We start from the raw sequence: 25,827 nt of genomic DNA, 5'->3' as shown, positions 1-25,827 counted from the left end.
GACCGTCCTGGCGGTGACGCTGCTGACCGCGAGCGCCTGCGACCGCAAGGCCAAGGAAGTCAAGGGGGCTGCCGCGTCGCCTCCGCCCGCCGTCGTCGTGGCGATGGTCGAGCAGCGCACCGTGCCGATCGTGCGCGACTTCGTCGCCCGGACCGAGGCGATCCCGACCGTCGACGTCCGGGCGCGGGTGCCCGGGGTCCTCGAGAAGGTGCTGTACAAGGAAGGCAGCGAGGTCAAGCAGGGGCAGGTGCTGTTCGAGATCCAGCGCGCCGAGTACTCGGCGTCGCTCGACTCGGCCAAGGCCCAGCTCGCCAAGGCGAACGCGGACTTGATCCGGGCGAAGGACACCTCGGTGGTGGATCGCACCCGGGCGCAGCTCGAGCAGCGCAAGGCCGATCTGGAGAAGGCCAACCGCGACGTGCTGCGCTACCAACCGCTCGCCGAGGCCCGCGCAATCCCGCAACAAGATCTGGACACCGCGCGATCGGCCGAGAAGGTGGCGGCCGCGGGCGTCGACGTCGCGGAAGCCGCGCTGAAGGACAGCCAGCTGGCCCAGCGTACCCAGATCCAGCTCTCCGAGGCCGCGGTGGAGTCGGCCAAGGCCGCGGTCACCCAGGCCGACCTGAATCTCGGCTACACCCAGGTCACCGCGCCCATCTCCGGCATCATCGGCAAGATCATGGTCGACCCGGGCAACCTGGTCGGCAAGGCCGAGCCGACCCTGTTGACGACCATCTCCGCGGTGGACCCGATCTACGCGGAGTTCCCGGTAGCCGAGGCCGACTATCTCAAGCTCGCCGCGCAGATCCGGCTCGACGCGCAGGGCCGGGGACGGGACACCGAGCGCCGGCTCCAGCTCTTCCTCGCCGACGACACGATATTCCCCGAGAAGGGGCGGTTCGTCTTCGTGGGGCGCGGATTCGATCCGAAGACCGGCACCATCAATGTGCAGGCCGAATTTCCAAACCCCAAGCGCGTGCTGCGTTCCGGCCAGTTCGCCCGCGTGCGGGGCACGGTGGAGGAGCGGCCGGACGCGGTGCTGGTCTCCCAGCTGGCGGTGCAGGAGCAGCAGGGGGCCAAGACGGTCATGGTGGTGGAGGCCGGGGACAAGGTCGCGCTCCGGTCGGTCACGCTGGGCGATCGCGTCGGTGACCTCTACATCGTCACCGCCGGCCTGAAGGCGGGGGAGCGGGTCATCGTCGACGGGGTGCAGAAGGTACGGCCGGGCATGCAGGTGAAGCCGGAGACGAAGAGCGCCGAGCCGGGCGCGGGCAAGACGGGAGGGTAGCCGTGGCCCTGTTCTTCATCCGCCGGCCGATCGTCGCCATCGTCATCTCGATCCTGATCGTGATGATGGGCGTGTTCACCCTCTCGGGGTTGAGCTTCGAGCAGTACCCGTTCCTGGCCCCTCCGACCATTCGCATCACCGCGACCTATCCGGGGGCCTCCGCGGTCGCGGTCGAGCAATCGGTCGCGACGCCGATCGAGCAGGAGGTCAACGGCGTCGACCGGATGATCTACATGCAGTCGTCCAACACCAGCGACGGCCGCATGCAGCTGGACGTGAACTTCGAGGTGGGCGTGGACCAGGATACCGCCAACGTGCTGACCCAGAACCGGGTCGCGTCGGCCCAGGCCCGCCTGCCCCAGGAGGTGAACGCCCAGGGCGTGACCGTCAAGAAGCAGAGCCCGAGCATCCTGATGCTGGTCTCGGTCTACTCCCCCAAGGAGTCGTACGACGGCAACTACCTGATCAACTACTGCGGTATCAACCTTCGGGACCAGCTCCTGCGCATCCCCGGCATCGCCCAGGTCGATCTCTTCGGCGGCACCGACTACGGCATGCGGGTCTGGCTCCGCCCCGACAAGCTCGCCAAGCTCGGGCTGACGCCGGCCGACGTGATCTCGGCGATCAAGGAGCAGAACCTGCAGGCGCCCGCGGGCCGGGTGGGCCAGGCTCCGACTCCCAAGGACCAGCAGTTCACCTACACGGTCTCGGCCCCGAGCCGGCTGGTCACCGCCGAGCAGTTCGAGAACATCATCATCCGCGGCACCGAGGGCGCGGCCCAGGTCCGCATCCGCGACGTGGGACGGGCCGAGCTCGGCTCCCAGGACTACAACTCATTCGGTCGCCTCGACGGCAAGCCGGCCGGCACGATGGCGGTGTACCTGTTGCCCGGAGCGGACCAGCTCAAGGCCGCGAACGCGATCTACGACACGATGAGGCGGGCCAAGGATCTGTTCCCGCCGGACATGGACTACAAGATCGTGTACGACACCACCCCGGCGGTGGAGGCGTCGATCCACGAGATCGTGAAGACCTTCGTGGAGGCCCTGATCCTCGTCACCCTCGTGGTGTTCATCTTCCTGCAGAACGTGCGGGCGACCATCATCCCGCTGCTCACCGTGCCGGTCTCGATCATCGGCACCTTCATCTTCTTCCCGCTGCTCGGCTTCTCGGTCAATACCCTGTCGATGTTCGGGCTGGTGCTGGCCATCGGCATCGTGGTCGACGACGCGATCGTGGTGGTCGAGGCGGTGATGCACCACATCGAGCACGGGCTGGCGCCCCGGGAGGCCACCATCCAGGCGATGAAGGAGGTGTCCGCTCCGGTCATCGGCATCGCCTTGATCCTGTCCGCCGTGTTCATCCCGGTGGCATTCGTGGGCGGCCTCACCGGCCGGATGTACCAGCAGTTCGCCCTGACCATCGCCATCTCGGTGCTGCTCTCGGCCTTCAGCGCGCTCTCGCTGTCGCCCGCGCTCGCCGCGATGCTGCTCAAGCCGTCCCGCGGCCCGGCCCGCGGCCCTCTCGGCAAGTTCTTCCGGGGCTTCAACTGGGCCTTCGAGCGCACCACCGCCGGGTACATGAGCATCGCCCGGATCCTGGTTCGCCGGGCCGTGATCACCATCGTGCTCGTCGGGGTGGTGGTGCTGCTCGCCGGTGTGCTCGGCAAGTTGCTGCCGGCCGGCTTCATCCCCGAGGAGGACCAGGCCCTCATCGGCGTGAACGTGCAGCTGCCGCCCGGCGCGTCACTCGAGCGGACCGCCGCGGTGCTCACGAAGGTGGAGCAGATCGTGGCCAAGACCGAGGGCGTGGACTCCTTCACGACCATCGGCGGGTACGGCGTGGTCACCAGCACGTATCAGCCCAACTTCGGCACGATCTTCGTGCGGCTCAAGCCCTGGGAGGAGCGCCACGGTCCCGATCTGTACGTCCGGGGCATCATGGCCACGGTGGGTCGGCAGGTCGCGGGCATTCCCGAGGCCATCATCTTCCCGTTCAACATCCCGACCATCTCGGGCTTCGGGGCCTCCGCCGGGTTCAAGATCCTGCTGCAGGACCGGAGCGGCTCCTTGACGGTGGAGCAGCTCGGCGCCCAGGCGCGGACGTTCTTGACCGCGGCCCGGCAGCGTCCGGAGCTGGCCGTCCTGTTCACGTCGTTCGACCCGAACTACCCACAAGTGAAGGTCGAGCTGGACCGCGAGAAGGCCCGCAGCCTGGGCGTGCCGATCAACGACGCGTTCCAGGCGCTCTCGGCCTCGCTCGGCGGCGCCTACGTGAACGACTTCAACCGATTCGGGCGACTCTACCGGGTCTACGTCCAGTCGGAGGCGGACTATCGCCGGCGGCCGCAGGACATCGGCGAGATCTACGTGCGGAGCAAGAGCTCGGACACCATGGTCCCCCTCTCGACCCTGATGACGATCACGTCCGTGCCGGGGACCGAGATCACCACGCGCTTCAATCTCTTCCGCTCGGTGGAGGTCAGCGGGCAGCCGGCGCGTGGCTACACGTCGGGCCAGGCGCTGGTCGCCCTCGAGGAAGTCTTCAAGGCCTCGATGCCGAAGGAGATGGGGCTGGCCTATTCGAGCCTCACCTACCAGGAGAAGGTCTCGCCGCCCGCCGGCCCCACCTTCGTCATGGCGATCGTCTTCGTCTTCCTCCTGCTGGCCGCGATGTACGAGAGCTGGCGCCTGCCGTGGGCGGTGCTGCTCGGCTCGCCGCTGGTCGCCCTCGGGGCCTTCCTCGGGGTGTGGCTGATGGGCTACGACAACAACGTCTACGTCCAGATCGGCCTCATCATGCTGGTCGGCCTTGCGGCCAAGAACGCGATCCTCATCGTGGAGTTCGCCAAGGCAAAGTACGAGGCGGGAGAGACGGTCGAGGACGCGGCCCTGGAGTCGGCGCGGCTGCGCTTCCGGCCGATCCTCATGACCGCCTTCGCCTTCATCCTCGGCGTGGTGCCGCTGATGCTGGCCAACGGCGCCGGCGCCGGCTCCCAGAACGTGATGGGCACCGCGGTGTTCTGGGGGATGCTGATCGCGACCGCGCTGGGCGTCTTCATCATTCCGGGCAACTTCGCCTTCGTGGAAAATCTCGGCCGCTCGAAGAAGGCGCGCCCGGCGGTGGGCCCCGCCGTCCCGCAGCCCACCCCGCTTCACGGAGGCAGCGACGGAGGTCACGCGTGAGGCGCGCCCTCGCTCTGGCGGCGATGGGACTCCTGGCGGCCGGCTGCACGGTCGGCCCCGACTATCGGCGGCCCGAGGCGACGGTGCCGGTCGAGTACCGCGGCCTCGGCCCGGCGAATCCGCCCGGCGCCGGCTCATTGGGTGATCTGCCGTGGTGGGATCTGTTCGGGGACCCGGTGCTGCAGGAGCTGATCCACGAGGCGATCCAGCAGAACTACGACCTGCGGGTGGCCGCCGCCCGCATTCTCGATGCGCGGGCGCAGGTGACGGTCTCCCGGTCGTTCCAGTTCCCGGAGCTGAACGGGAGCGGGTCCGCTCCGTACCAGAAGATCGAGGGCGATACCGGTCCGTTCCAGCTCGGCGAGTCCTTCACGCCGGCGGCCGGCATCGACCTGGTGTTCGAGATCGACTTCTGGGGACGCTTCCGGCGCGGCACCGAAGCCGCGCGCGCGGAGCTGCTCGCCTCCGAATCGGCCCGGCGCGTCGTGATGGCCACGCTGGTGACGGACGTCGCGACCACGTACTTCAACCTGCGAGATCTCGACAAGGAGCTCGAGATCTCGCGCGATACCCTGACGAGCCGGACCGACTCGCTGAAGCTGGTGACGATGAGAGAACAGGGTGGTGTCGCGGCGCTCATCGACGTCCGCCAGGCCGAGATCCTGGTCGCCCAGGCCGGGGAAGCCGTGCCGGACACCGAGCGGCTCATCGCCCAGAACGAGAACGCGCTCGCGGTGCTGCTGGGCCGCAACCCGGCGGACGTTCCGCGGGGCCGACATCTCGTCGAGCAGATCACCATTCCAGTGCTTCCGACCGGGTTCCCGTCGAGCCTGCTGGAGCGGCGGCCCGACATCGCCCAGGCCGACGCGCTCCTCCACTCGGCCACCGCGCGCATCGGGGTGGCCAAGAGCGACTACTTCCCGCGCGTCTTCCTGACCGGCAGCGCGGCGGCGGCCGGCATCTGGGTGAACAGCTCGTGGCTCGGACCGCAAGGCATCTTCGCGGTGGGACCCTCGTTCACGGTGCCCATCTTCAACACGGGCCGGACCGGCGCCGGCGTCGACTCGGCGGAGGCGCGCGCGCAGATCGCGCTCGAGCTGTACCGACAGACGGTGGTGCAGGCGTTTCGCGAGGTGTCCGACGCGCTGGTCGAGTACCAGAAGCGCCAGGAGTTCCGGATCCAGCAGGAGGCGCTCCAACAGGCCGCGCGGGACGCGTCCCGGCTGGCCAACATGCGCTACACCGGCGGCGTGTCGAGCTACCTCGAGGTGCTCGACAGCGAGCGGCAGCTCTTCGACTCCGAGCTGGGGCTGGTTCGATCCTACCGGGATGAGCTGGTCGCGATCATCCGCCTCTACAAGGCGCTCGGCGGCGGCTGGCAGGAGCAGCAAGCGGCGACGACGACCACACCCTGACCTGGTTCGGCGCACGAGGATGCGGTGATGCCCATCAAGAGCTATCTGGCGTATCCGGTGAGGGGACGGAGCGACGAGCTGGCGGCGGCACTCCGTCGTCTGAGCGGCTGCCAGGTCTTCGCCGCGGTCAACCGCGACGTGCTCGTGCTGGTCACCGACACGCCGCACGAGGCGGCCGACGAGGCTCTGCAGGGCGCCCTGGCCGACATCCCGACAATGGACGCGCTCGCGCTGGTAGCCGGTATCGGCGACGCGGTCATCGACTCGGAGGCGACGCCGGCCGGCGCGCACCAGGAGGGGCCGGATGACCCGGCGTGACCTGCTCAGGTCCATGGCGGCCGCCGCCGCGATCAGCGCGGCCGAGGCCATGTTCCCGGGCATCCTGTTCGGCGCGGCCGGCAGCCCGGGGACGGGCGCGGCGGAGATGACCCCGTCCGACGGCGGCGTCACCTGGCGGAAGACGCCGTGCCGCTTCTGCGGCGTCGGTTGCGGGCTCCTGGTGGGCGTCAGCAACGACCGGGCGGTCGCGGTGAAGGGCGACCCCGCGAGCCCGGTGAACCGAGGCCTGTGCTGCGTGAAGGGCTACCACTCGGTGATGGCCCTCTACGGGAAGGACCGCCTCACCCGGGCGATGGTGCGGAAGGACGGCAAGCTGGTCCCGGTGCCCATGAAGGAGGCCCTCGACCTGATCGCGTCGAAGATGGCCGAGACCATCAAGGCCCACGGCAAGGACGCGGTGGCCATGTACGGGTCGGGGCAGTGGACCATCCCCGACGGGTACGTGGCCTCCAAGCTCATGAAGGGCGCGATCGGCACCAACAACCTCGAGGCCAACGCGCGCCTGTGCATGGCCAGCGCGGTCACCGGCTTCATGACCAGCTTCGGCCTCGACGAGCCCATGGGCTGCTACGACGACATCGACCACGCCGACGTGTTCGTGCTGTGGGGCAACAACATGGCCGAGATGCACCCGGTGCTCTTCTCCCGCCTGCTGGAGCGGCGCCTCAAGAATCCCGCGGTGAAGATCATCGACCTGGCCACCCGCTGGACCCGGACCAGCATGGCCGCCGACCGGTCCATCCTCTTCAAGCCCCAGACCGACCTGGCCATCGCCAACGCGATCTGCCACGAGATCATCCGCACCGACGCGGTGCACGAGGTCTTCGTGCGCGACCACGTGTCGTTCCACGAGGGCAAGACCCACATCGGCTACGGGCTCGAGGACAAGTTCACCTTCAAGGACGAGCCGAAGACGATCGACCTCGCGCGCTATCGCGAGCTGCTCGCCGACTACTCGGTGGAGAAGGTGGAGGCGCTCTCCGGGGTGCCCGCGCGCGAGCTGCGCTACCTGGCCTCCCTCTACGCCGACCCCAAGAAGAAGGTGATGAGCCTCTGGTGCATGGGGTTCAACCAGCACACGCGCGGGACGTGGATCAACAACCTCGTCTACAACATCCACCTGCTGGTGGGAAAGATCGCCACCCCGGGCAACAGCCCGTTCTCCCTGACCGGCCAGCCGAGCGCCTGCGGGACCGTGCGCGAGGTGGGCACGCTCACCCAGCGCCTGCCCCACGGCGACGTCACCGAGGAGAAGGCGCGCAAGCTGGCCGCCGAGATCTGGGGCGTGCCGGTGGAGCGCATCGCGGCCAAGCCGACCTACCACACGGTGGAGATGTTCCGCGCGGTGGACCGGGGGGACATCCGCTTCCTGTGGATCCAGGTGACCAATCCGATGGTGACGATGCCGAAGCTCCGCCGCTACCGCGACGGGCTCCGCAAGGACGACCGGTTCATCGTGGTCTCCGACGTCTACCCCACGCCCACCACCGACGTGGCGGACGTGATCCTGCCCTCCGCATTCTGGATCGAGCGCGAGGGCATGTGGGGCAACTCGGAGCGGCGGACGCAGCATTTCGAGCGGATGCTGCCGCCGCCCGGCGAGGCCATGAGCGATACCTGGCAGATGATCGAGGTGGCGCGGCGCCTGGGCTTCGAGAAGCTCTTCCCCTGGAGCGAGGCGACGCACATCCAGGAGATCTGGAAGGAGTACCGGCGGTTCCAGGCCGGTCCCGAGCACGAGATGGCGCCCTACGAGGAGCTCCGGCGCCGGCCCGGCGTCATGTGGCCCTTCGTGAACGGCAAGGAGACGAAGTGGCGCTACAACGGCCAGTACGATCCCGCCGCGAAAGCCCCCTTCGACTTCTACGGCAAGCCCGACCACCGCGCGTGGATCTGGTTCCGGCCCTACGAAGCGCCGCCCGAGGTGCCGGATGCCCAGTACCCGTTCTGGCTGAACACCGGCCGCGTGCTCGAGCACTGGCACACCGGCTCGCTCACCCGGCGCATCCCCGTGCTCCACCAGGCGGTGCCCGCGGCGTACGTGGAGGTGCATCCGAACGACGCCCGGCGGCTCAACATCGTCAACGGCGGGCGGGTGCGCCTGACCTCCAGAAGAGGGACGTTGATCTTGCCCGCGCAGATCGACGGCCGCGCGCGGCCGCCGGAGGGGCAGGTGTTCGTGCCGTTCTTCGACGAGTCGTACCTGATCAACGAATTGACGCTGGACGCCTTCTGCCCGATCTCGGGCCAGCCCGACTACAAGAAGTGCGCGGTCCGGCTGGAGCGAGCCTGATCGGCGGATCGCGGACCTCGCCTCCGTGGACCGCTCGCGCTACTTCCTGATCGGGCTGGCCGTGCTCCTGATGGCGGCGCTGGTCGCCGTCGTCGGCCAGAGCCTCACTGCCGGCCGCGAGCCCGCGCGCGTGATGCCGGTGGTCGCCGCGCCCACGCCCACGCTGCCGACCGAAGCCGGCATGTACGCGCGCGTGTCCCGCGCGGCCGAGTACGCCTCCATGCCCACTGAGCCGAATCGGCGGCGTACCCTCGCGGTGTACTACGCACGGCGCGCGTATCCGGGGGCGCCGCCGGCGATTCCTCACCCGGTGGACGAGCGCGAGGCGTTCGGCAAGGCGTGCCTGTCGTGTCACGGCAGCGGCGGGTGGGCGCCCCGCTTCGAGGCCTACGCGCCGGTCACCCCGCACCCCGAGATGATGTCCTGCCGCCAGTGCCACGTGCCCCTCACCCCGGGCGGGGAGGGCAGGGCGAGGGGCCCCGAAGCCGTGCGCGGCTCCGTCAGCGACTGGCAGACGTTCGCCCCGCCGCGGCTCCACGGCTCGGCGATGCCCGGCAGCCCGCCCCCGATCCCGCACGCGCTCCAGATGCGCGAGAACTGCCGCGCGTGCCACGCCGGCCCCGGGGCGGTGTCCGGGCTGCGCACCACGCATCCCGAGCGCGTGACCTGCCGGCAGTGTCACGCCCTCGCCGCGCCACCCGCCGAGGCGTTCGCGCGCGCGCCGGAGAGGGCCTCGCGATGAGGGCCGGACTGCTCGTCGCGGCGGCCCTGCTGCTCGCGGCATGCCAGCAGGAGCCGGTGAGCCCGCCGGTGCTGAAGATCATCGAGCACGCCGAGGCGCCCAACTCGAACGCGGGGCTCAGCAGCGAGCGCTTCATCGGCGCCGGCGCCCGCGTGGAGGTCACCGGCTATCCCGATCACCTGCGCTTCCACGCCCTCGCGCGGACGCCGGTCATCGAGAAGTACCCGTGCGCCACGTGCCACACGATGCCGATCGAGCGGATGCGGGGCGCGGCCGGCGGGCCGCGGCGGGCCCACTGGGACGTCACGCTCGACCACGCGCCGCCGGCGGTGATGTCGTGTGCCACGTGCCATGCCCTCGACGCGCCGGACCGCCTCCACACGCTCGAGCATCGCCCGGTGGATTTCGACCACGCCTACCAGGTGTGCGCGCAGTGCCACAGCCGCCAGGCCAGCGACTGGGCGGCCGGCGCCCACGGCAAGCGCGTGGCCGGCTGGGCCCCGCCGCGCGTGGTGTACGCGTGCGCGCAGTGCCACAACCCGCATCACCCGCGCTGGGACACGCGATGGCCCGCGGTGGGGGGGAGGCCGCAATGACGCTGAAGGGGTTGCTTCCGGTGATCCAGCCGGGCGCCGAGACGCGGGGCGGCGGGTGTGGCTGCGGCGGTGGCGGCGGCCGTTGCGGCGGCCACGGGGACGGCGGGCTCGACCGCGTCCGCCATCTCGCCGCGGAGACGCCGCCACCGAACGCCCTGGATCCGGCCGACGACCCGCACCTCTCCGGCTTCCGCCAGCTGCTCGAGCGGGAGGTGGACCGCCGCACCGCGCTCGGGATGATGGCGACCGGGTTGCTGGCCGGGCTCGGGCTCTTCCAGACCGCGTGCAACCCGCTCGCCTCCGCGGAGTCCCGCGAGCGGGCGGTGCTGGACTGGCAGGAGTACTTCCAGGGGAACTTCCGCCTCATGACCGACACGGAGAAGTCGGACACGGTGCACCGGCTCGAGCGCCTCCACGAGCTGCGCACCGGCCAGCGCATCGAGGTGAGCGCCACCGGCGCCCGCCCGGGCGTCCTCTACGGCTACGCCTTCAACATCTCGAAGTGCCGCGGCTACATGGACTGCATCCGCGGCTGCGTGAAGGAGAACAACCAGGACCGGCGCACCGGCATCCAGTACATCCGCATCCACGAGCACAAGAAGGGGCAGATGGACTTCGGCCACGCCGAGGATGACTTCTTCCACGAGGTACCCGCGGCCGGTCACTTCTACATCGGCACGCAGTGCTTCCACTGCCAGAATCCGCCCTGCGTGGACGTCTGCCCGGTCAAGGCCACCTGGATGGAGCCCGACGGCATCGTGGTGGTCGACTACAACTGGTGCATCGGCTGCCGCTACTGCATCGCAGCCTGCCCGTACGACGCGCGCCGCTTCAACTGGAGCGAGCCGGTGGTGCCCGCCGACGAGGTGAACCCCGACCAGCACTACCTGGGCAATCGCCTGCGCAAGCGCGGCGTCGTCGAGAAGTGTACTTTCTGTATCCAGCGCTCGCGCGAGGGCCGCAATCCGGCCTGCGTGGAGGCGTGCCCGACCGGGGCGCGCGTGTTCGGCAACCTGCTCGATCCGGACAGCGAGATCCGCTGGGTGCTCGCCAACAAGAAGGTCTTCCGGCTGAAGGAGGACCTCGGGACGGAGCCGAAGTTCTGGTACTACATGGATTGACGCGATGAGCACGGTCGCCGCGTCGCCCCGCCGCGCCTCCCTCGTCGGCTTCTTCGCCGCCGGCCTCCGCGAGGTCACGCGGGGCCGGGTCCGGTATCACGCCTGGATGGCCGCGCTCACCCTGGTGATGCTCGCCGGGGCCTACGCCTACTCGATTCAGCTGCGCGAGGGGCTCGCGGTCACCGGCATGAACGACCACGTGAGCTGGGGGCTCTACATCTCCTGCTTCACGTTCCTGGTGGGCATGGCCGCGGCGGCGGTGATCCTGGTGATGCCGACCTACGTGCTCCACGATCAGGACTTCAAGAGCGCGGTGCTCTTCGGCGAGGGCCTCGCGGTGGCCTCGCTCGTCACCGCGATCGGCTTCGTGGTGGTGGACGTGGGCGGGCCGGAGCGGCTCTGGCATCTCGCGCCCGTCATCGGCATCTTCAACTGGCCGCGCTCGATGCTGGCGTGGGACATCCTGGTGCTGAACGGCTATCTCGTCCTGAATCTCGCCATCCCGTTCTACATCCTCTACAGCCACTACCGCGGGCGCGAGCCGAACCCGCGGTACTACGTGCCCGCGGTCTTCCTCTCCATCCTGTGGGCGGTGAGCGTGCACCTGGTCACCGCGTTCCTCTATGCGGGGCTTCCCGCGCGGCCGTACTGGAACACCGCCCTGCTCGGCCCACGCTTCCTGGCCACCGCCTTCGCGGCCGGCCCCGCGCTGATGATCCTCATCCTCGCGGTGATCCGGCGGAACACCGCATACGCGGTGGCCGAGGAGACGATCCAGAAGCTGGCCCTGATCGCGACGGTGGCCGCGCAGGTGGGGCTGGTGATGCTGGTGTCCGAGCTGTTCACCGAGTTCTACCGGACCACGCACCACAGCGAGAGCGCCGAGTACCTCTACCGCGGCCTCGAGGGGCACAACGATCTGGTGCCCTGGAGCTGGACCTCGGTCGCGCTGGTGCTGCTGGCCGCCGGGATGCTCAGCGTGCACCGCGTGCGCCGCACGCCGCCCGCGCTCTACCTGGCCTGCGCGATGCTGTTCGTCGGCGTGCTGATCGAGAAGAGCATCGGCACGATCATCCCCGGCTTCGTCCCCGAGCCCTGGGGCAAGATCCCGCGCTACGTCCCGACGTGGGTCGAGCTGACGGTGTGCGCCGGGCTCTGGGCCCTCGGGGCCTTCGTCTTCACGGTGCTGGCCAAGGCCGCCATCCCCATCGAGCTGGGCCATCGGGCGCCGCCGCCCGCGCCCGCGGACAGAACGCCGGCCTAGTTCGGCTTGACGATCACCGTGCGCACGGTGGTCGCGTACTTCCGGGCCACCCGCTGCACGTCGGCCGGCGTGACCTTCTTCACCGCGCTCGCGTAGTGGTCGAGGAACTCGTGGCCGACGCCCGCCGTCTCGTAGAAGGCCAGATACCACGCCTGGCGCGCGTTGGTCTGGCGGTCCATGGCCTGGCTGCCCAGCACGTAGGCGCGCGCCACCGCGATCTCCTCCTCGGTGGCCAGCTGGCTCCGGGCCCGCTCGAGCTGGGCGGCGAGCGCGGCCTCCGCCTTCGGCACGTTGTCGGGCGCGGTCCCCAGGATGGCCACGAAGCCGGTGCGGTCGATGCGCGAGGGGTAGAGCGCGGCGGTGCTGTAGGCCAGCGCCTGCTGATCGCGCAGCTCGGAGAAGAAGCGCGAGGCCATGCCGCCGCCCAGCAGCGCGGTGAGCACCTTCAGCGGCGGGTGGTCGGGGTCGGTCAAGGGGGGCGCCAGCGTGCCCATGAAGATCTGCGCCTGCGCGCCGGGCACGGTCAACACCTCGCGCGAGGCCGCCATCGGGGGCGGCGCGGGGGCCGGCGGCAGGTCGGCCTTGACCGGCTTCAGCAGCCCGAAGATCCGCTGAGCCTCGACGATCACCTCGCTGGCCTTGACGTCGCCACTCACCGCCAGCACGAGGTGGCCGGGCACGTAGAAGTGCCGGTAGTAGGCGACGAGCGCGTCGCGATCGATCTTCTCCACGCTCTCCCGGCGACCGAGGGGATCCCAGGCGTAGGGATTGGTGCCGAAGAGATCGAGGCGCATCCGATCGGCAGCGACGTCGAACGGCTTGTCGCCCCGGTTGCGGATCTGCCGGACCATGAAGCTGCGAACCGCCTGGAGCGTGCCTTCGGGCAAGGTCGGGTTCAGGGCGCAGTCGCCGACCAGCGCCAGCATCTCCTGCCAGTGGCGCGACAGGGCGGTCGCGGCGATCTCGGAGTAGTCGGCCTCGCCGTAGGCGTCGATGGAGCCGCCCATCCGGTCGGCCGCCTCTGCGATCTGCTCGCCGGTCATCGTGCTGGTGCCCCGCACCATCATCTGCTGCAGCAGGTTCGAGATGCCCGCGTTGTCCGGCGTCTCCGTGCGGGTGCCCATCCGCGCCATGAGGGAGTAGGCCACCACCGGCGACTCGTGGTTCTCGCGCACGACCACGGTGAGGCCGTAGGGCAGGCGGGTGCGGCTGACCGCGGTCGACTGCGGGACGGCGGTCGACGGCACGACGAGGGCCAGGAGGGCCAGGGATGCCCCGACACGCCACGAGGTCTGCTGAGCACGCATCACTTGTTCCCCGGCGCGAAGGCTATGCACGCGTAGTCGGTGAGGGGCAGGTACTTGCGGGCCACGTCGCGGATCTGGTCGCGGGTGACCGCGCGGAGGCGGTCCACGTAGCGCAGCTCGTCTTCCAGGGTGCCGTTGAGCTGCGCGGTGCCGTAGGCGGTGGCCACCCCGCCGGCGGTCTCGTAGGAGAAGGCATGTTCGGACTCGGCCCGGGTGACCGCGAGCTGCCGCTCCTCCTCGGTCGGGCCCTCGGTTTCCAGCCGGCCCAGCTCCTCGAGGATGCGCGCCTTGACCTTCTCCACGTCGGCGGGCTCGAGCTGCGCGTGCACGTAGAAGATGCCGCTGAGGGACATCGAGGCGTTGGCCACGTTGATGCCGGAGACGAGCCGCTCGCCGTCGCGCAGCGTCCGCTGCAGCCGCGCGCTCTCGCTGCCCCCGAGGATGGTCGCGACCAGGTCCAGGGCGAAGCTGTCGGGGTTGGAGAGGCTCGGCGCCTGCCAGCCCAGCGCGAGCTGCGCCTGCTGCTCGGGCCGATCCACCGTCTTGCAGACGATGCCCTTGAGCGGCGCCAGCGACGGGGTGGGAGACGGGGCGTAGCTGGTCTTGGGCCGCCTGCCGAAGGTCGCGTCAGCGAGGGTCCGGGCCTGCTTGGCGTCGATGGGCCCCACCACCACGAGCACCATGTTCTCCGGCGTGTAGTACTGCGTGTTGAACGCCTTGAGCTTGGCCTGGTTCGCCGCGCTCATGGTCTGCGGCGTGCCGAGCACGGGACGGCCATAGGGATGATCCGGGAAGACCAGGCCGTAGAGCTGGCGGATGATGGCCGACTTGGGGGTGTCGGTCTCGATACGCGACTCCTCGAAGATGACCTGGCGCTCGGCGTCGATCTCCTTGGGCTCGAAGGCGGAGCGGAAGGCCATGGCCTCGAGCAGCTCGAAGGCCTTCCGCGTGCCCTCGCTCGGCACCAGGATCTGGAAGGTGGTGTAGTCGAACGAGGTGAAGGCGTTGCTGCGGCCGCCCTGGCCCTCGACCGTCCGGTCGATGTAGCCGGGACCGAAGGTGTCGGTGCCCTTGAACAGCATGTGCTCCTGGAAGTGGGCGTAGCCCAGCCCGTCGGGCGTCTCGAAGCGCACCCCGGTGCCGACCCAGAGGTAGACCGCGACGATGTCCGAGGAGCGCTGCTCCTGCGTCACCAGGGTGAGCCCGTTGGAGAGGACCTCGGTCACCGGCCGCGGGGAGGCTCCGTCGCCCGTCGTGGCGGCGGGGCCTCCCGCCATCGGCGACGTCATCGTGCAGCCGGCGAGCAGCAAGGCCGCGGCCAGAGCGGAAGCGGCGCCGCGGGAGCGTCTCAGCATGCGTGGTCCTCCTCGGATGAGTCGAGCCGCGTGGCGCAGGTCATTCGGGCGAGTATAGCCCACTCGCCGTGCCGCGATGGTCTACAATCCGGGCATCCGAGAGGTGGCGGTGTGAAAGGAGCGAACATGCGCACAGCGTGGCCGGTGGTGCTGGCGGTGGTGACGGCGGCGTGGATTCCCGGAAGCGCCGAGGCGCAGACGCCCGGCGAGGTCTTCCGCAAGGTCACCCCCTCGGTGGTGGTGATCCGGGCCAAGGGCAGCGAGGTGACTGCCGCCGGTCAGACCCGCTTCAACGAGACGGGCTCGGGCGTGCTGATCTCGACCGACGGCAAGATCATGACCGCGGCCCACGTCGTGCACTCCATGAACGAGATCACCGTCGAGTTCCTGGGCGGCGAGTCGTTGCCGGCCCGCGTGGTCGCGTCGGAGCCGGCCGCCGATCTCTCGCTGATCCAGATCGATCGGGTGCCGACGACCGCGCGCGTGGCCAGGATGGCCAACTCGGACACGGTCAAGGTGGGTGATCCGGTCTACATCGTGGGCGCGCCCTACGGGCTCAGCTACTCGCTGAGCGCCGGGCTCATCAGCGCGCGGTGGGCGCCGAACACGGTCTACAAGACCATGCCGATGGCCGAGTTCTTCCAGACCGACGCCACCATCAACACCGGCAACTCCGGCGGGCCGATGTTCAACGCGGCGGGCGACGTCATCGGCATCGTGAGCCACAACATCTCGAAGTCCGGCGGCAGCGAGGGCCTGGGCTTCGTCGTCACCATGAAGACCGCGCAGGAGCTGCTGCTCGCCAAGAAGTCGTTCTGGGGCGGCCTCGAGGGCCAGTTCCTCACCGACGATCTGGCCGACCTGCTCAACGTGCCGAACAACATGAGCGGCTACCTGGTGAAGAGCGTGGCCAAGGACTCGCCGGGCGAGAACGCGGGACTGCGAGGCGGCACCCGCGTGGTGACGATCGACGGCCAGCAGATGGTGCTGGGCGGCGACATCATCCTGTCCGTCGAGGGCATCGCCGCGACCAACGCGGCCAACATGGCGAAGGTCCGCGATCACCTCGCCGCGCTCAAGTCCGGGCAGGAGATCAAGGCGATGGTGCTGCGCGCCGGTCGCGTGATCGAGCTGACCGGGAAGGCGCCTTGACCGGTCCGCGACTTGCCAGATAAGGAGGACGGCATGGAACGTATCGCGCGGTTGGAGCAGCCCGGCTTGTTGACTCGCGGGTTCTTCAAGATCGGCGAGCGGATGTTCGGCCAGGTGCCGACGCCCGAGCGGATCATGGCCAAGCGCCTGCCGCTCCTGCTCGGGATCGGCGGGCTCTACGGGGCCATCGAATGGCTCGGGACGATCGACGCGCCGCTGCGGGCGCTGCTGAACGTGCACGTCGCGGCCCGGCTCGGCACGCCATACTGAATGGACATCCGACACGCCGTCGGCGTGCGAGTGGGAGTGCCGGCCGAGCAGCTGCGCGACGTCCTGAGCTTCGAGACGAGCCCGGCGTTCAGCGACCGCGAGCGGGCGGCTCTGCGATTCTCCGAGCAAGTCACGCGGGACGACCTGGACGTGACCGACGATTGCCTGGCCCGGGTTCGCGAGCACTTCACCGAGGCGGAGATCGTCGAGCTGACCTTCATCATCGGCTACCAGATCTTCGCCGGCACGTTCGCCAAGGCCTGGCGTCTGGCGCCCCAGGGGTTCTCCGCCGGCTGAGGCCGGGGTCAGGTCTTGAAGCCATCGCTGGCGATCGCGGCCCTCCTCGCCGTGGCGATCATCCCGGTGCTCGCGCCGGCGCCGGCCGCCGACGACCTCCTCGCGCGCGCCAAGGCCCTCGAGCTCAACACGCCATACGTGCCTCCCCCGGGCGATCCGCTGGAGCACCAGGCCTCCGGGTACGCCAAGGTCATGTGCTCGGCGGTGTTCATCACCGGTCTCACGCCCGAGTTCGCGACCGAGAACGTGGGATTCTTCACGGCCCCCGGCTCGGTCCGCGCGGCGCTCGGCCCGCCGGTGATCGATCGCGCGGCCCGTGCGGTGCACGTCACGCTGCCGAACGGCGTCAAGCGCACCGCGCGGTATCTCGGCGACCAGGGATGCGTGACGCTGCCGGTGGGCAAGGACGCGCCGGCCTTCAGGCCGGTGCGCGTGAAGAGCCGTCTGGCCGACCCCGCGACGCAGCCGTGGCCCATGGGCGATGTGCTGCCGAAGGAGCCGTGGCCCGCCGGGCTCGACGCGGCCCGGATCAAGCAGGCGGTGGACGCGGCGTTCGAGCCGGACGGGATGACCGCCGCGTTCGTGGTCACGTGGAAGGGGCGGGTGATCGGCGAGCGGTACGGCGACGGCATCACGCCGCGCACGCCGCTCGAGGGCTGGTCGATGGGCAAGAGCATCATCGCCACCCTGATGGGCGTGCTGATCAAGCAGGGCGTCTACGACCTGTGGCAGCCGGCGCCCATTCCCGAGTGGCAGGGCCCGGGCGATCCGCGCGCGAAGATCCGCATCGCCGACCTGCTCCGGATGTCGAGCGGGCTCCGGATCCGGGCGCCCGCGGATCCCGACTACGATCCGTCGGGGCCCTATCCCGATCACACCTACCTCTACACTGGCAGCGTCGACGCCTTCCGCTACGCGGCGACGCGGCCGCTGCAGTGGCCGCCCAACACGGTCGGACGCTACCGCAACACCGATCCCGTGCTGGTGAGCTACCTCGTCCGGCTTGGGGTGGAGAAGCGCGGGGAAGAATATCTCTCATTTCCGCAGCGCGCGCTGTTCGACAAGATCGGGATCCGGACGATGGTGCTCGAGACGGATCCCTACGGCAACTTCCTCACCCAGGGCTACGAGCTGGGCTCCGGGCGGGACTGGGCGCGGCTGGCCAATCTCTATCTTCAGGATGGCGTGTGGAACGGCGAGCGCCTCCTGCCCGAGGGCTACGTGAAGTTCGTCAGCACGCCGGCCCCCGCGTGGGTGGCCGATCAGCGTCCGGTGTACGGCGGCTTCTTCTGGATCAACGGCGACGGCGGCTGGCCGGTGCCCCGGGACGCGTACTACATGGCGGGCTCGGGAGGCCAGACCACCTTGATCATTCCCTCGCACGACCTCGTGGTGGTGCGGCTGGGCCACTACCGCGGCGGCGGCCCCGGGACGTCCAGCTTCGCGAAGGCGCTCTCGCTCCTCGTGGACGCGGTGCCGAAGCGCACCTGAGCGACGGCGACGGTGGTGGCTTACTTCGGGGGCGCCATCGACGATGATGACGTGCCGCCGCCGTTCGGCCGGCCGCTGCCGCCCGCTCCGCCGGATCGCGAGATCAGGTCTCGCACGGCGGGCAACAGGCTGCTCGTGATCACGTGCTTGTTGATGAACACGTCGGCTCCGCTGTCCGAGGCCATGAGGCGGTACGCGTCGTCCACGTGCGAGCTCATCAGGATGGTGCGCGTCTGCGGCAGCTCGGCGCGGACCCGCCGCGCGAGCTCGACGCCGTTCAGACCCGGCATGATGACGTCGGAGATCAGGATGTCGGGCCGGGTGCGCCGCACCAACGCCAGCGCTTCGTCCCCGTCGGCGGCCTCGCCGACGATGGTGGCCAGATCGGCCACGCCGCGCAGCAGGGCTCGGACGATCAGACGGAAATCGAACTGGTCGTCGACGACGACGATCGTCAGCAAGGCCGAGGGCGGGCGGGCCACGATGTCGCCGCCGGGTGCAAGGTCAATGCCCGACGCCGAGGCACGGAAGATCGGTAGCGGGCGGTCGATTGGGCAGGCTCACCTGATCACGGTATCCCGGGTGGGGCCGGAACGACCGAGTATTTTGTTCAATCGGAGCGCCACTCCCGCATCCAGAGCTCGTGACACCGCTGATGCAGGCGGAGAACCCCGCCCGGTCCCAGGTCGCAATCCACTTCCACCTCGCTCGGCTCGATGGGCTGCTCGCACGCGGTACACATGCCGCCGGTGCCGAAGCCATACCACGTCATCCGGCAGTTCTCCTTTGGCAGCGTGCCTTTGGCGAGCTTCTCGCGGATCATGAATTCGAAGTCGCTCACTCCATCCCCTTCCGGGCTCTTGTGAATCGCAACCCGCGTGCCGGACGGGAAAGATCATGCGGGCCGGTGAGTTAGAGCGACGCGTCCGTGGAGGGCGGCCGGTGGTCGGGTAGAAGCGACCCGGTCAGGTGACGCCCGGCTCGGATTGTGCGCGATGCGGTCTCCTCGCGCCCGGCCCCGGGCGGTGGTGCTCCTCGCGGAGCGCCGGCCCGAGGGGTCCTAGCGCGGCCCGAGGTCGCGCTCGGCGTCGGCGAGCAGCCGTCCCCAGCCGGACGGCAGCGCGATGGTCCGGCCGACGACGCCCGGGCTGTAGCCCTGCAGCCAGTAGCTGTTGGTCGGATGTCCGCCGCCCGCGACCACGATCACGATGTTGTCGGGGCTCGCGGTGATCGGCCACGGATCGAGCGCGAGGCTCTCGCGGGCCACCTTGCTCGCGTCGATCTCGATCCACGCCGCGCAGCCGGCGCGACGGATCTGCTCGGCGGGAATCCGCGAGTGCTCCCAGAGGAACTCGCGCATGGACGCCTTCGTCCAGCCGAGGCCGGCCATGGTCTGAGCCACCACGCCCGGGATCATGAGGATGCCCGGGGTGCCGTGCTCGTAGCCGGCGAGGCCCGGCATGTTGGGCACACGCATGAAGTCGGCCATGCGGTACATGCCCTGGAGCGCGTCCTCCTCCGGCGTCTCTTTCTTGGCGCCGCGACGCCGGATGTTGGTCGCGCCGTTGGCGAAGGCGAGCGAGACCGCGCTGCCGCCCGGGACGAACCCGTGACGCTCGGTGGCGTGCGGGGCCCAGCCCGCGGGCAGGCCGGCCTCGTCCTCGGCGAAGACGACGTTGGTGTAGCGCAGCCCGCCGTAGTTGGCCATGGTGCCGAGGCCGGGCAGGGCGCCGCCCAGGTTCTGCTGCAGCAGCCGGAGGGCGCGGCCGATGGAGGCGCCGGCCGGTCGCTGCGGGTCCGGGCCCAGGCAGCCGAAGCCGGCGTTGAGGCGGATCTGCTCGCCGATCGGTCCGTTGACGATCAGCACCGGGAACGCGCTGCCCGACGCCGCCTGCAACTGCTCGCTGCCCGACGCGGGATCGAGGAAGGCCTCGACCGCGGCGACCAGGACCGGCAGGTACTCGGGCCGGCCGCCCGCCATCGCCAGCGCCACTGCGCACGACTCGACAGTGGTGACGCCGCCGCGGGGCGGGAAGGTGCCGAGACGATGGTGCCGAGGCCGGGAGGCGCCGGTCAGGATCCAGTCCACGCGCTCGCGCGTCGGCGGCCAGAGCGGCAGCCCGTCGCCCCAGCGGTTGGCGAGCATCAGGTGGTTGGCGCGGGCGAGCGCGTCCTCGCCGCTCGCTCCGTCGACCGCGACCATCGGCGGGCCGCCCGCGCCGTCGCCGGCGACGGCGGAGCGCCAGCGGGTCAGGCCGTCGTAGAACTCGTGCCGGCGCGCCTGCACCGGGGAGATGTCGCTGCCGGGCAGGAACATCTCGATGGGGAACGTCACCATCGCGGCGTCCGGAGCGAGGCCGAGGCCGGCCACCGCGTTGGTCATCACCCCGACGAAGTCGGCGCGGGTGAGGGTGACCGTCGGGATCCCCTGGGTCTCGAGCCTGGCGGCCGCCCGGCCGCACGCGGTGGCGCAGGACCCTCAGGCCGCGTTGCCGATGATGACCGCATCGACCCCGCGGGCCTTGACGAGGGTCGCCGTCTCCTCCGAGCCGATCACCGCGTTGCCCTGGGGAAAGGCGTCGATCGGCAGGACCTCGATGCCCGGGAAGTCGGCCTCGAGCAGTGACTTGAGCAGGGGCAGCATGCGGTAGGCCTGCCACTGCTCGTTGCTGACGAAGCCGACGCGCGTGCCCGCGAGGGCCGGCAGCCGCGGCGCGTGCGGTTGCCTCACCTCGAGGGCGCCGGAGGGGTCGTGGAACTCGAGGCGAATCACTTCATCTTGCCCTGGAGCGCGCCGGCCTGCTTCTGCAGATCGCCCAGCTGGCCGGCCAGCTTGGTCAGCTTGCTGGGCTCGACCTGGGGCTTGGCCAGCTCGGTGTTCAGCGCGTTGGCCTTGGGCAGCATCGAATCCACCTTCTGCGTGTCCGCCGCGTCCAGCTTGCCGCTGCTCTTCATCGAGGTGAGGTCGGCCACCAGCTTCTTGCCCTGCTCGAGCAGCATGGTCTTGTCCGGCAGCATCGAGCTCACGCCGGGGACCTGCATCTGGGCGAGCGCGGGGGAGATCGTCATCGCACACGCGATCAGGGCCATTGTCAGCATCTTGATCATGGGAGGGCTCCTTCCGTCCGGTCGAGTCGGCTCCACCTGCTGCTTGCGACCGTCGCCCACGGGTCGGGACGGGTCAAGTTGGACCTTGGTCGTATCGCGCTCGCTCCCCGCGGTCGGCTACGCTTGCGCGAGAGCCAACCGCTCGACCTTGCGCGCGAGATCCTGATTCACGAGGCGCTGCAGCGCGGACAGCAATTCCGGCCGGCCCTCGGTGAAGCGGCGCACCGAGGCGAGCGGCCACGTGATGTAGCGTCCGGGCTCGCTGAACGTGGCGTCGAACGGCGCCGGCCTGCCCCCGAGCGCCAGCGCGCTGCCCACCACGTGCCCCGGTTCGAGGAGGCCCAGGTCGCGGTCGTGCCGATGGACGCGGACGTGGCCCCGGATGGCGATGGAGACGGACGACACCGGCTGACCCTCCCGCAGCATCTTGTGGCCGGCGGCCGCGTCGGTCCAGGCCCCCACCATCACGAGGGCCACGAAGTCCCGGAGCGTCAGGGCGTGGAAGCCCATGTCGTAGAGCGTCCGCTCGTCCGCCGACAGGGTCACCGGCCGGCGCTCCATGTAGATGCGCCAGATCTGGTAGAGGTTGATGGCGGTGAAGACGCCGGCCCAGAGGATTGGCGGCCAGAGGATGGACGGCTGGTAGAGGAAATACGGCATGTTGGTCAGCGCGGCGGCGACCGCGAACCAGCGCAGCCACAGCATGTTGCGGACGGAGTACGACACCAGCAGCAGGATGTTCGAGAAGTGCACCAGGTAGTCGATCGGATGGACGCTCATATGGGCTCGCTCCGGAGATTCGTTTGGGGATGTCGACCGTCGCGCGTCATTATATAGCCGTGAGGAAGGGTCCCCGTCTCGCGCTCCTCCTCGGAGCGCTCGTGCTGACATCCGCGTGCAGCACCCCGATCGGCGTGGTGCGAGGGGATCGGCACACGATGTACCGCAGCCTCACCTCGAGCGTGCTCTCCAAGGACGAGCTGAGCGCGGGGAGCGCGCAGGTGCTCAACCGGCTCGGGTTGACCGAGCGCTTCGAGCAGGAGCCCGAGGCGGTGCTCAACGAGCTGCGCGGCTCGGGCGAGGTGCTCAGCCGGGATCGGCTCTTCGCGCTGTGCGAGCTGTCCTTCGCGGTCGCCGAGCGGAAGCACAAGCCGGCATACTACCTGGCCGCGGCCGTCTACGCCTATGCCTTCCTGCTGCCCACCGACGGCGCGCCGAGCGGGATCGACCCGCGGGTGCGCCTCGCCGCCGATCTCTACAACCTGGGCCTCACCCTGGGACTCGCCGGTCCCGAGGGCGACACCGTGGTGCTGGCCGCCGGGTGGCGGCCGCTGCCGTTCGGACAGCTCGAGATGACGGTCGCGCCGGAGGAGTTCCTCTGGGGCGGCTACCGCTTCGAGCGGTTCGTCGCGGTCGGGGAATTCGAGACCCGCGGCCTGCTGAACAACTACCGGCAGCCGGGGGTCGGAGCGCCCCTGGCCGCCTCGCTCACTCCGGTCGGGGCCGGCCCCACGCGGGTGCGCGGCCGCATCCCGCCGACGGTCAAGGTGCCGGTGACCGCGTTCCTTCGCATCGACAACGTCATGGAGGGCATCGCGAGCGGGTCGGTGCGCGGCCGGATCGAGCTGTATCCCGCCGACGAGGCGCGGACGGTCACCGTCGATGGACACACGGTGCCGCTCGAGCTGGCCCCGTCGGCGGCGCTGGCCTACACGCTGCAGGACGCGCCGGTCTGGAAGACCGAGTTCGCGGCGTTCCTCTCCGCGGAGAGCTCGGTCTTCCCCGGCGGGCTCGGGATCATACACCCCTACCGTCCGGGCCGGATCCCGGTGGTGTTCGTGCACGGCACCGCGTCCAGTCCCGCGCGCTGGGCGCCGATGCTGAACGAGCTGGAGAACGATCCGGTGCTGCGCGACCGTTTGCAGTTCTGGTTCTTCACCTACAACACGAGCAATCCCATCCTGCTCTCGGCCAAGGAGCTGCGGGACGCCCTGCGCAGGATGCTGGCCGACGTGGATCCCGACGGGCGCGACCCCGCGCTCCGCCAGATGGTGCTGATCGGACACAGCCAGGGCGGTCTGCTCGCCCGCCTCATGGTGACGGACAGCGGCGATCGCTTCTGGAACAACATCGCCAAGGAGCCCCTGGCGCGCCTCAAGATGAAGGAGGAGACCCGGGAGCTGGTGAAGAGCACGATGTTCTTCGAGCCCCTGCCGTTCGTGAAGCAGGTCATCTTCATCTGCACGCCGCATCGGGGCAGCTTCCGCGTGACCGGCCTCGTGCTCGACGTCATCCGGCGGCTCGTGACGTTGCCGGCGCGGGTGGTGAAGGGCATGGCCGAGCTCGCCGAGGAGAACCCGGGGCTGCTCGCAACCGCCATGCGAGCGCCGACCGCGGTGGACAACATGCTGCCGGGCCAGCAGTTCATCCGCACGCTGTCCAGCAGCCCGATCGCGCCCGGGGTGACGACGCACTCGATCATCGCGGTGCGCGGCATCGGCCCGCCCGAGGGGCTCGGCGACGGGGTGGTGAAGTACGAGAGCGCGCACCTGGAGGGAGTGGCCTCGGAGAAGGTCGTGCACTCCGGGCACTCGGCGCAGGACAAGCCGGAGACGATCGAGGAAGTGCGCCGGATTCTCCGCGCGATGGTCACCGCCAAGTAGAGCGTAGAGTGTTCTGGCTGGCGCCCAGGTAACGCTCGCGCTGTGGTCGTGCGGTGAGAGTTCCCGTCGATTCAGGGGCTCGCCACTCGGTCTCGTTCATCTCGCCAGATCGCGAAGCAGTCGCTATCGTGGCAGGCCGGAAGCGGGTGCCGAGCCATGCGACCGGGCAGACGGCCTTGCGCACGTTCATCGCGGGACGTGCTCCTGTCTCTTCCGCTTCCTCATCGCGCCGAAGTCCGACCTGAGAAGGTGGGAAAATGAAGATGAGCACACGCCAGGGAGCAATACACACGTTGTACCGCGGTGGCAGGCTCACCGATCCGGATCGAGTAGGGTAGGAAGCTTGCCTTGCCGCACCCGTCACACACTCTTCGCTGCTCCTGAGCCTCCATAGGTTCGCCCGGGCGTTTATCGATGCTGGCCGCACCAGCAGACATGGACGGTCCCGTCGTGTCTCGGCGGTTCCTGGCAACGGTGGAGCTGGCCATCCGGGAGACGCTTGGGCACACCGCAGCGGTCCGTCGACCGGCGATCGGTTCTCAGATCGGGTGGCACCTTCGGGCACCATTCCGGCGTGTACCTGCTCTTCACGGCGCGTTCGCGCCATGACCGCGCAGGCGCCTTCGGCGCAGGCGGCGGTGGCGGCGGTCGAGGGCACCCCACGCGCTGGTCACGATCTCCTCGTACAACACCGCCCCACACTAGCAGCGCGCATGTGGCCAGCCTATTGGACATTGGTCCATAGGTCGGCCGCACCTGCTCGTCGAACGCCTGCCGGTGGTCTCCCCGGCTCATCACCTCGGTCGGAATGTGTCCAATTCGGAACGGATGTCGTTGTTCAAGTCTGGACAGATTCCGCGGGCCGAGCGGCGTATCCAGGAAGGGGAGACGCGAAGCTGGCTATGGGCGACTGGGCCGAGTCTGGCGCGGCGGAGGTGGCCATGGGGCAAGCGGTCGTACATGATTCCCCGCTGGACGGGGTGAGTGTGCTGCTCGTGGAAGACCACGAGCTCGTGCGCGAGGTCATCAGCCGGCTCCTCGTGGAGTTCGGCGCGGCGGTGACCGCCGCGGGCGGGGTGGCGGAAGCGCTCGAAGCCTTGGAACGAGAGCGGCCCGATGTCGTGCTGTCGGATATCAAGATGGCCGACGAGGATGGCTACGCGCTGATCCGGAGGCTGCGCGCCTTGCCACCGGATCGCGGCGGGCAGACGCCGGCGGCAGGCCTCACCGGGCTGATCACCGCCGAGGATCGCGCCCGCGTGCTGCGGGCCGGGTTCCAGTACTACGTGGCGAAACCGGTGGACGCGCGGACCCTGGTGAGCATCGTCGCGGCGCTGGCGGCGAGGAACAGGACCGCGCGCGGGAGCGCCGCGCGCGCGTTTCATCACAGATCGGGCGCGGGAGTCGGGACCCGCCCGTGAGGGTCGCGATCCAGGAGGACGCCGGCCTCGTGCCGGCGGTCGCCTGGATGACCTTCGACCCCACGCCGCAACCGGCCGCGGTCGCCGCGGTGATCGTCGTAGGGGAGCCCACCAGCTAGCAATGGACGGAGTCCTGAGCATTCTGGCCGTCGTTGTGGGTCTGCTCATCATCGCGTGGGTCTGTGGTCCGGCCCAGCGGCCGGGCCGACCCGGGCTCCAAGAGGGAGACCGAGCCGCCGAGGACGATGCCCACGCGCTGAATCCAGGCGCCGGCCGGCGTAGCCGGTGACCGCATCGACGGCGAACGAATCCGCGTCGAAGCCCTGCACGCCTTTGCCGTCGAGGATCCTCTCCGCGCCGTCAGGACGGGCACGTTCGCTGTACGAGCGGCAGCCCTATGGCCCAAGGTCCACTAGGCAGGCCGCACGCCGCTGACTAGAGTGATCAGCGAGAGCAGCGGGGGAGGTGATGAGCCATGTCCATGGAAACCGTATTGATCGTTCTCGTGGTGCTGTTGCTA

Annotated in this window: 24 protein-coding genes; 16 read left to right on the top strand and 8 right to left on the bottom strand. The window is 69.7% G+C overall.

All coding sequences use genetic code 11. The annotated features are described in order from the left end of the window. The 9 genes from VKN16_27045 to nrfD all read left to right on the top strand — a co-directional run. Positions 1 to 1,288 (top strand): efflux RND transporter periplasmic adaptor subunit (locus VKN16_27045; GenBank protein HME97877.1); only part of this gene is annotated, 1,288 nt, incomplete at its 5' end. Between the two features lie 2 nt (positions 1,289 to 1,290). After that, positions 1,291 to 4,473: a multidrug efflux RND transporter permease subunit gene (locus tag VKN16_27040; GenBank protein HME97876.1), complete on the top strand. Its 3,183-nt coding sequence runs from the start codon at positions 1,291 to 1,293 to the stop codon at positions 4,471 to 4,473. Next, a complete protein-coding gene (locus VKN16_27035; GenBank protein ID HME97875.1) occupies positions 4,470 to 5,888 on the top strand; it encodes an efflux transporter outer membrane subunit in 1,419 nt (472 codons plus the stop codon). Before VKN16_27040 ends, VKN16_27035 begins: the two co-directional genes overlap by 4 nt. 27 nt (positions 5,889 to 5,915) lie before the next feature. Next, positions 5,916 to 6,206: a hypothetical protein gene (locus VKN16_27030; protein ID HME97874.1), complete on the top strand. Its 291-nt coding sequence runs from the start codon at positions 5,916 to 5,918 to the stop codon at positions 6,204 to 6,206. Next, entirely contained in the window at positions 6,193 to 8,520 is a 2,328-nt protein-coding gene (locus tag VKN16_27025; GenBank protein ID HME97873.1) for a molybdopterin-dependent oxidoreductase, read from the top strand. Before VKN16_27030 ends, VKN16_27025 begins: the two co-directional genes overlap by 14 nt. 25 nt (positions 8,521 to 8,545) lie before the next feature. Further along, positions 8,546 to 9,262, top strand: a complete 717-nt coding sequence (locus VKN16_27020; protein HME97872.1) for a cytochrome c3 family protein — start codon at positions 8,546 to 8,548, stop codon at positions 9,260 to 9,262. Continuing rightward, the gene (locus tag VKN16_27015) at positions 9,259 to 9,858 is read left to right on the top strand and encodes a cytochrome C (protein HME97871.1); all 600 of its coding nucleotides are present in this window, start codon (positions 9,259 to 9,261) and stop codon (positions 9,856 to 9,858) included. Before VKN16_27020 ends, VKN16_27015 begins: the two co-directional genes overlap by 4 nt. Beyond that, complete coding sequence (locus VKN16_27010; protein ID HME97870.1) at positions 9,855 to 10,979, top strand: 4Fe-4S dicluster domain-containing protein; 1,125 nt, start codon at positions 9,855 to 9,857, stop codon at positions 10,977 to 10,979. The genes VKN16_27015 and VKN16_27010 overlap by 4 nt, the downstream gene beginning before the upstream one ends. A 4-nt stretch (positions 10,980 to 10,983) precedes the next feature. After that, positions 10,984 to 12,243, top strand: coding sequence for an NrfD/PsrC family molybdoenzyme membrane anchor subunit (nrfD, locus tag VKN16_27005; GenBank protein HME97869.1), 1,260 nt, complete (start codon positions 10,984 to 10,986; stop codon positions 12,241 to 12,243). Here nrfD and VKN16_27000 read toward each other — a convergent pair. After that, positions 12,240 to 13,550 (bottom strand): pitrilysin family protein, encoded by a 1,311-nt coding sequence (locus VKN16_27000; protein HME97868.1) that lies wholly within the window; start codon positions 13,548 to 13,550, stop codon positions 12,240 to 12,242. The two genes, nrfD and VKN16_27000, sit on opposite strands and share 4 nt — an antisense overlap. Then, a complete protein-coding gene (locus tag VKN16_26995) occupies positions 13,550 to 14,905 on the bottom strand; it encodes a pitrilysin family protein (protein ID HME97867.1) in 1,356 nt (451 codons plus the stop codon). Before VKN16_26995 ends, VKN16_27000 begins: the two co-directional genes overlap by 1 nt. A gap of 126 nt (positions 14,906 to 15,031) precedes the next feature. Here VKN16_26995 and VKN16_26990 point away from each other — a divergent pair, with 126 nt between their 5' ends. The 4 genes from VKN16_26990 to VKN16_26975 are packed head-to-tail and all read left to right on the top strand — an operon-like array spanning position 15,032 to position 18,115. Further along, complete coding sequence (locus tag VKN16_26990) at positions 15,032 to 16,057, top strand: trypsin-like peptidase domain-containing protein (GenBank protein ID HME97866.1); 1,026 nt, start codon at positions 15,032 to 15,034, stop codon at positions 16,055 to 16,057. 33 nt (positions 16,058 to 16,090) lie between these two features. After that, positions 16,091 to 16,327 carry a hypothetical protein gene (locus tag VKN16_26985; protein HME97865.1) on the top strand — a complete coding sequence of 79 codons (237 nt, stop codon included), beginning with the start codon at positions 16,091 to 16,093 and terminating at the stop codon, positions 16,325 to 16,327. Continuing rightward, positions 16,328 to 16,624, top strand: a complete 297-nt coding sequence (locus tag VKN16_26980) for a hypothetical protein (GenBank protein ID HME97864.1) — start codon at positions 16,328 to 16,330, stop codon at positions 16,622 to 16,624. Positions 16,625 to 16,639: 15 nt separating this feature from the next. Continuing rightward, positions 16,640 to 18,115, top strand: coding sequence for a serine hydrolase (locus tag VKN16_26975; protein HME97863.1), 1,476 nt, complete (start codon positions 16,640 to 16,642; stop codon positions 18,113 to 18,115). 20 nt (positions 18,116 to 18,135) lie between these two features. Here the strand turns inward: VKN16_26975 and VKN16_26970 are convergent, their stop codons facing one another. From VKN16_26970 to VKN16_26945, 6 genes are all read right to left on the bottom strand, one after another. Continuing rightward, the gene (locus tag VKN16_26970) at positions 18,136 to 18,597 is read right to left on the bottom strand and encodes a response regulator transcription factor (GenBank protein HME97862.1); all 462 of its coding nucleotides are present in this window, start codon (positions 18,595 to 18,597) and stop codon (positions 18,136 to 18,138) included. A 128-nt stretch (positions 18,598 to 18,725) separates the two neighbouring features. Next, positions 18,726 to 18,956: a hypothetical protein gene (locus VKN16_26965; protein ID HME97861.1), complete on the bottom strand. Its 231-nt coding sequence runs from the start codon at positions 18,954 to 18,956 to the stop codon at positions 18,726 to 18,728. 219 nt (positions 18,957 to 19,175) lie between these two features. After that, entirely contained in the window at positions 19,176 to 20,498 is a 1,323-nt protein-coding gene (locus tag VKN16_26960) for a hypothetical protein (protein ID HME97860.1), read from the bottom strand. A 96-nt stretch (positions 20,499 to 20,594) separates the two neighbouring features. Beyond that, positions 20,595 to 20,888, bottom strand: coding sequence for a hypothetical protein (locus VKN16_26955; GenBank protein HME97859.1), 294 nt, complete (start codon positions 20,886 to 20,888; stop codon positions 20,595 to 20,597). Continuing rightward, on the bottom strand, positions 20,885 to 21,223 hold the full coding sequence (locus VKN16_26950; GenBank protein ID HME97858.1) for a hypothetical protein: 339 nt from the start codon (positions 21,221 to 21,223) through the stop codon (positions 20,885 to 20,887). The genes VKN16_26955 and VKN16_26950 overlap by 4 nt, the downstream gene beginning before the upstream one ends. Positions 21,224 to 21,340: 117 nt before the next feature. Next, the gene (locus VKN16_26945; GenBank protein ID HME97857.1) at positions 21,341 to 22,003 is read right to left on the bottom strand and encodes a hypothetical protein; all 663 of its coding nucleotides are present in this window, start codon (positions 22,001 to 22,003) and stop codon (positions 21,341 to 21,343) included. Positions 22,004 to 22,062: 59 nt separating this feature from the next. Here VKN16_26945 and VKN16_26940 point away from each other — a divergent pair, with 59 nt between their 5' ends. The 3 genes from VKN16_26940 (at position 22,063) to VKN16_26930 (ending at position 25,426) form a co-directional block, all read left to right on the top strand. Further along, positions 22,063 to 23,886, top strand: a complete 1,824-nt coding sequence (locus VKN16_26940) for an alpha/beta fold hydrolase (GenBank protein ID HME97856.1) — start codon at positions 22,063 to 22,065, stop codon at positions 23,884 to 23,886. Between the two features lie 902 nt (positions 23,887 to 24,788). Then, positions 24,789 to 25,307, top strand: a complete 519-nt coding sequence (locus VKN16_26935) for a response regulator (GenBank protein ID HME97855.1) — start codon at positions 24,789 to 24,791, stop codon at positions 25,305 to 25,307. Beyond that, positions 25,304 to 25,426, top strand: coding sequence for a hypothetical protein (locus tag VKN16_26930; protein ID HME97854.1), 123 nt, complete (start codon positions 25,304 to 25,306; stop codon positions 25,424 to 25,426). The genes VKN16_26935 and VKN16_26930 overlap by 4 nt, the downstream gene beginning before the upstream one ends. Positions 25,427 to 25,827: the final 401 nt, after the last annotated feature.

The sequence above is a fragment of the Candidatus Methylomirabilota bacterium genome (genome assembly GCA_035315345.1).
GTDB lineage: Bacteria > Methylomirabilota > Methylomirabilia > Rokubacteriales > CSP1-6 > CAMLFJ01.
Note: the sequence above shows the minus strand (reverse complement) of the source record. Positions and strands in the feature narration are given on the sequence as shown.

Bases quoted from the DNA above. Each gene is read 5' to 3' on its own strand.
- VKN16_27030 (HME97874.1), top strand. From the start codon at position 5,916: ATGCCCATCAAGAGCTATCTGGCGTATCCGGTGAGGGGACGGAGCGAC.
- VKN16_27025 (HME97873.1), top strand. From the start codon at position 6,193: ATGACCCGGCGTGACCTGCTCAGGTCCATGGCGGCCGCCGCCGCGATC.
- VKN16_27015 (HME97871.1), top strand. From the start codon at position 9,259: ATGAGGGCCGGACTGCTCGTCGCGGCGGCCCTGCTGCTCGCGGCATGC.
- VKN16_27010 (HME97870.1), top strand. From the start codon at position 9,855: ATGACGCTGAAGGGGTTGCTTCCGGTGATCCAGCCGGGCGCCGAGACG.
- nrfD (HME97869.1), top strand. From the start codon at position 10,984: ATGAGCACGGTCGCCGCGTCGCCCCGCCGCGCCTCCCTCGTCGGCTTC.
- VKN16_27000 (HME97868.1), bottom strand. From the start codon at position 13,550: ATGCGTGCTCAGCAGACCTCGTGGCGTGTCGGGGCATCCCTGGCCCTC.
- VKN16_26995 (HME97867.1), bottom strand. From the start codon at position 14,905: ATGCTGAGACGCTCCCGCGGCGCCGCTTCCGCTCTGGCCGCGGCCTTG.
- VKN16_26990 (HME97866.1), top strand. From the start codon at position 15,032: ATGCGCACAGCGTGGCCGGTGGTGCTGGCGGTGGTGACGGCGGCGTGG.
- VKN16_26985 (HME97865.1), top strand. From the start codon at position 16,091: ATGGAACGTATCGCGCGGTTGGAGCAGCCCGGCTTGTTGACTCGCGGG.
- VKN16_26980 (HME97864.1), top strand. From the start codon at position 16,328: ATGGACATCCGACACGCCGTCGGCGTGCGAGTGGGAGTGCCGGCCGAG.
- VKN16_26960 (HME97860.1), bottom strand. From the start codon at position 20,498: ATGACCAACGCGGTGGCCGGCCTCGGCCTCGCTCCGGACGCCGCGATG.
- VKN16_26950 (HME97858.1), bottom strand. From the start codon at position 21,223: ATGATCAAGATGCTGACAATGGCCCTGATCGCGTGTGCGATGACGATC.
- VKN16_26945 (HME97857.1), bottom strand. From the start codon at position 22,003: ATGAGCGTCCATCCGATCGACTACCTGGTGCACTTCTCGAACATCCTG.
- VKN16_26935 (HME97855.1), top strand. From the start codon at position 24,789: ATGGGCGACTGGGCCGAGTCTGGCGCGGCGGAGGTGGCCATGGGGCAA.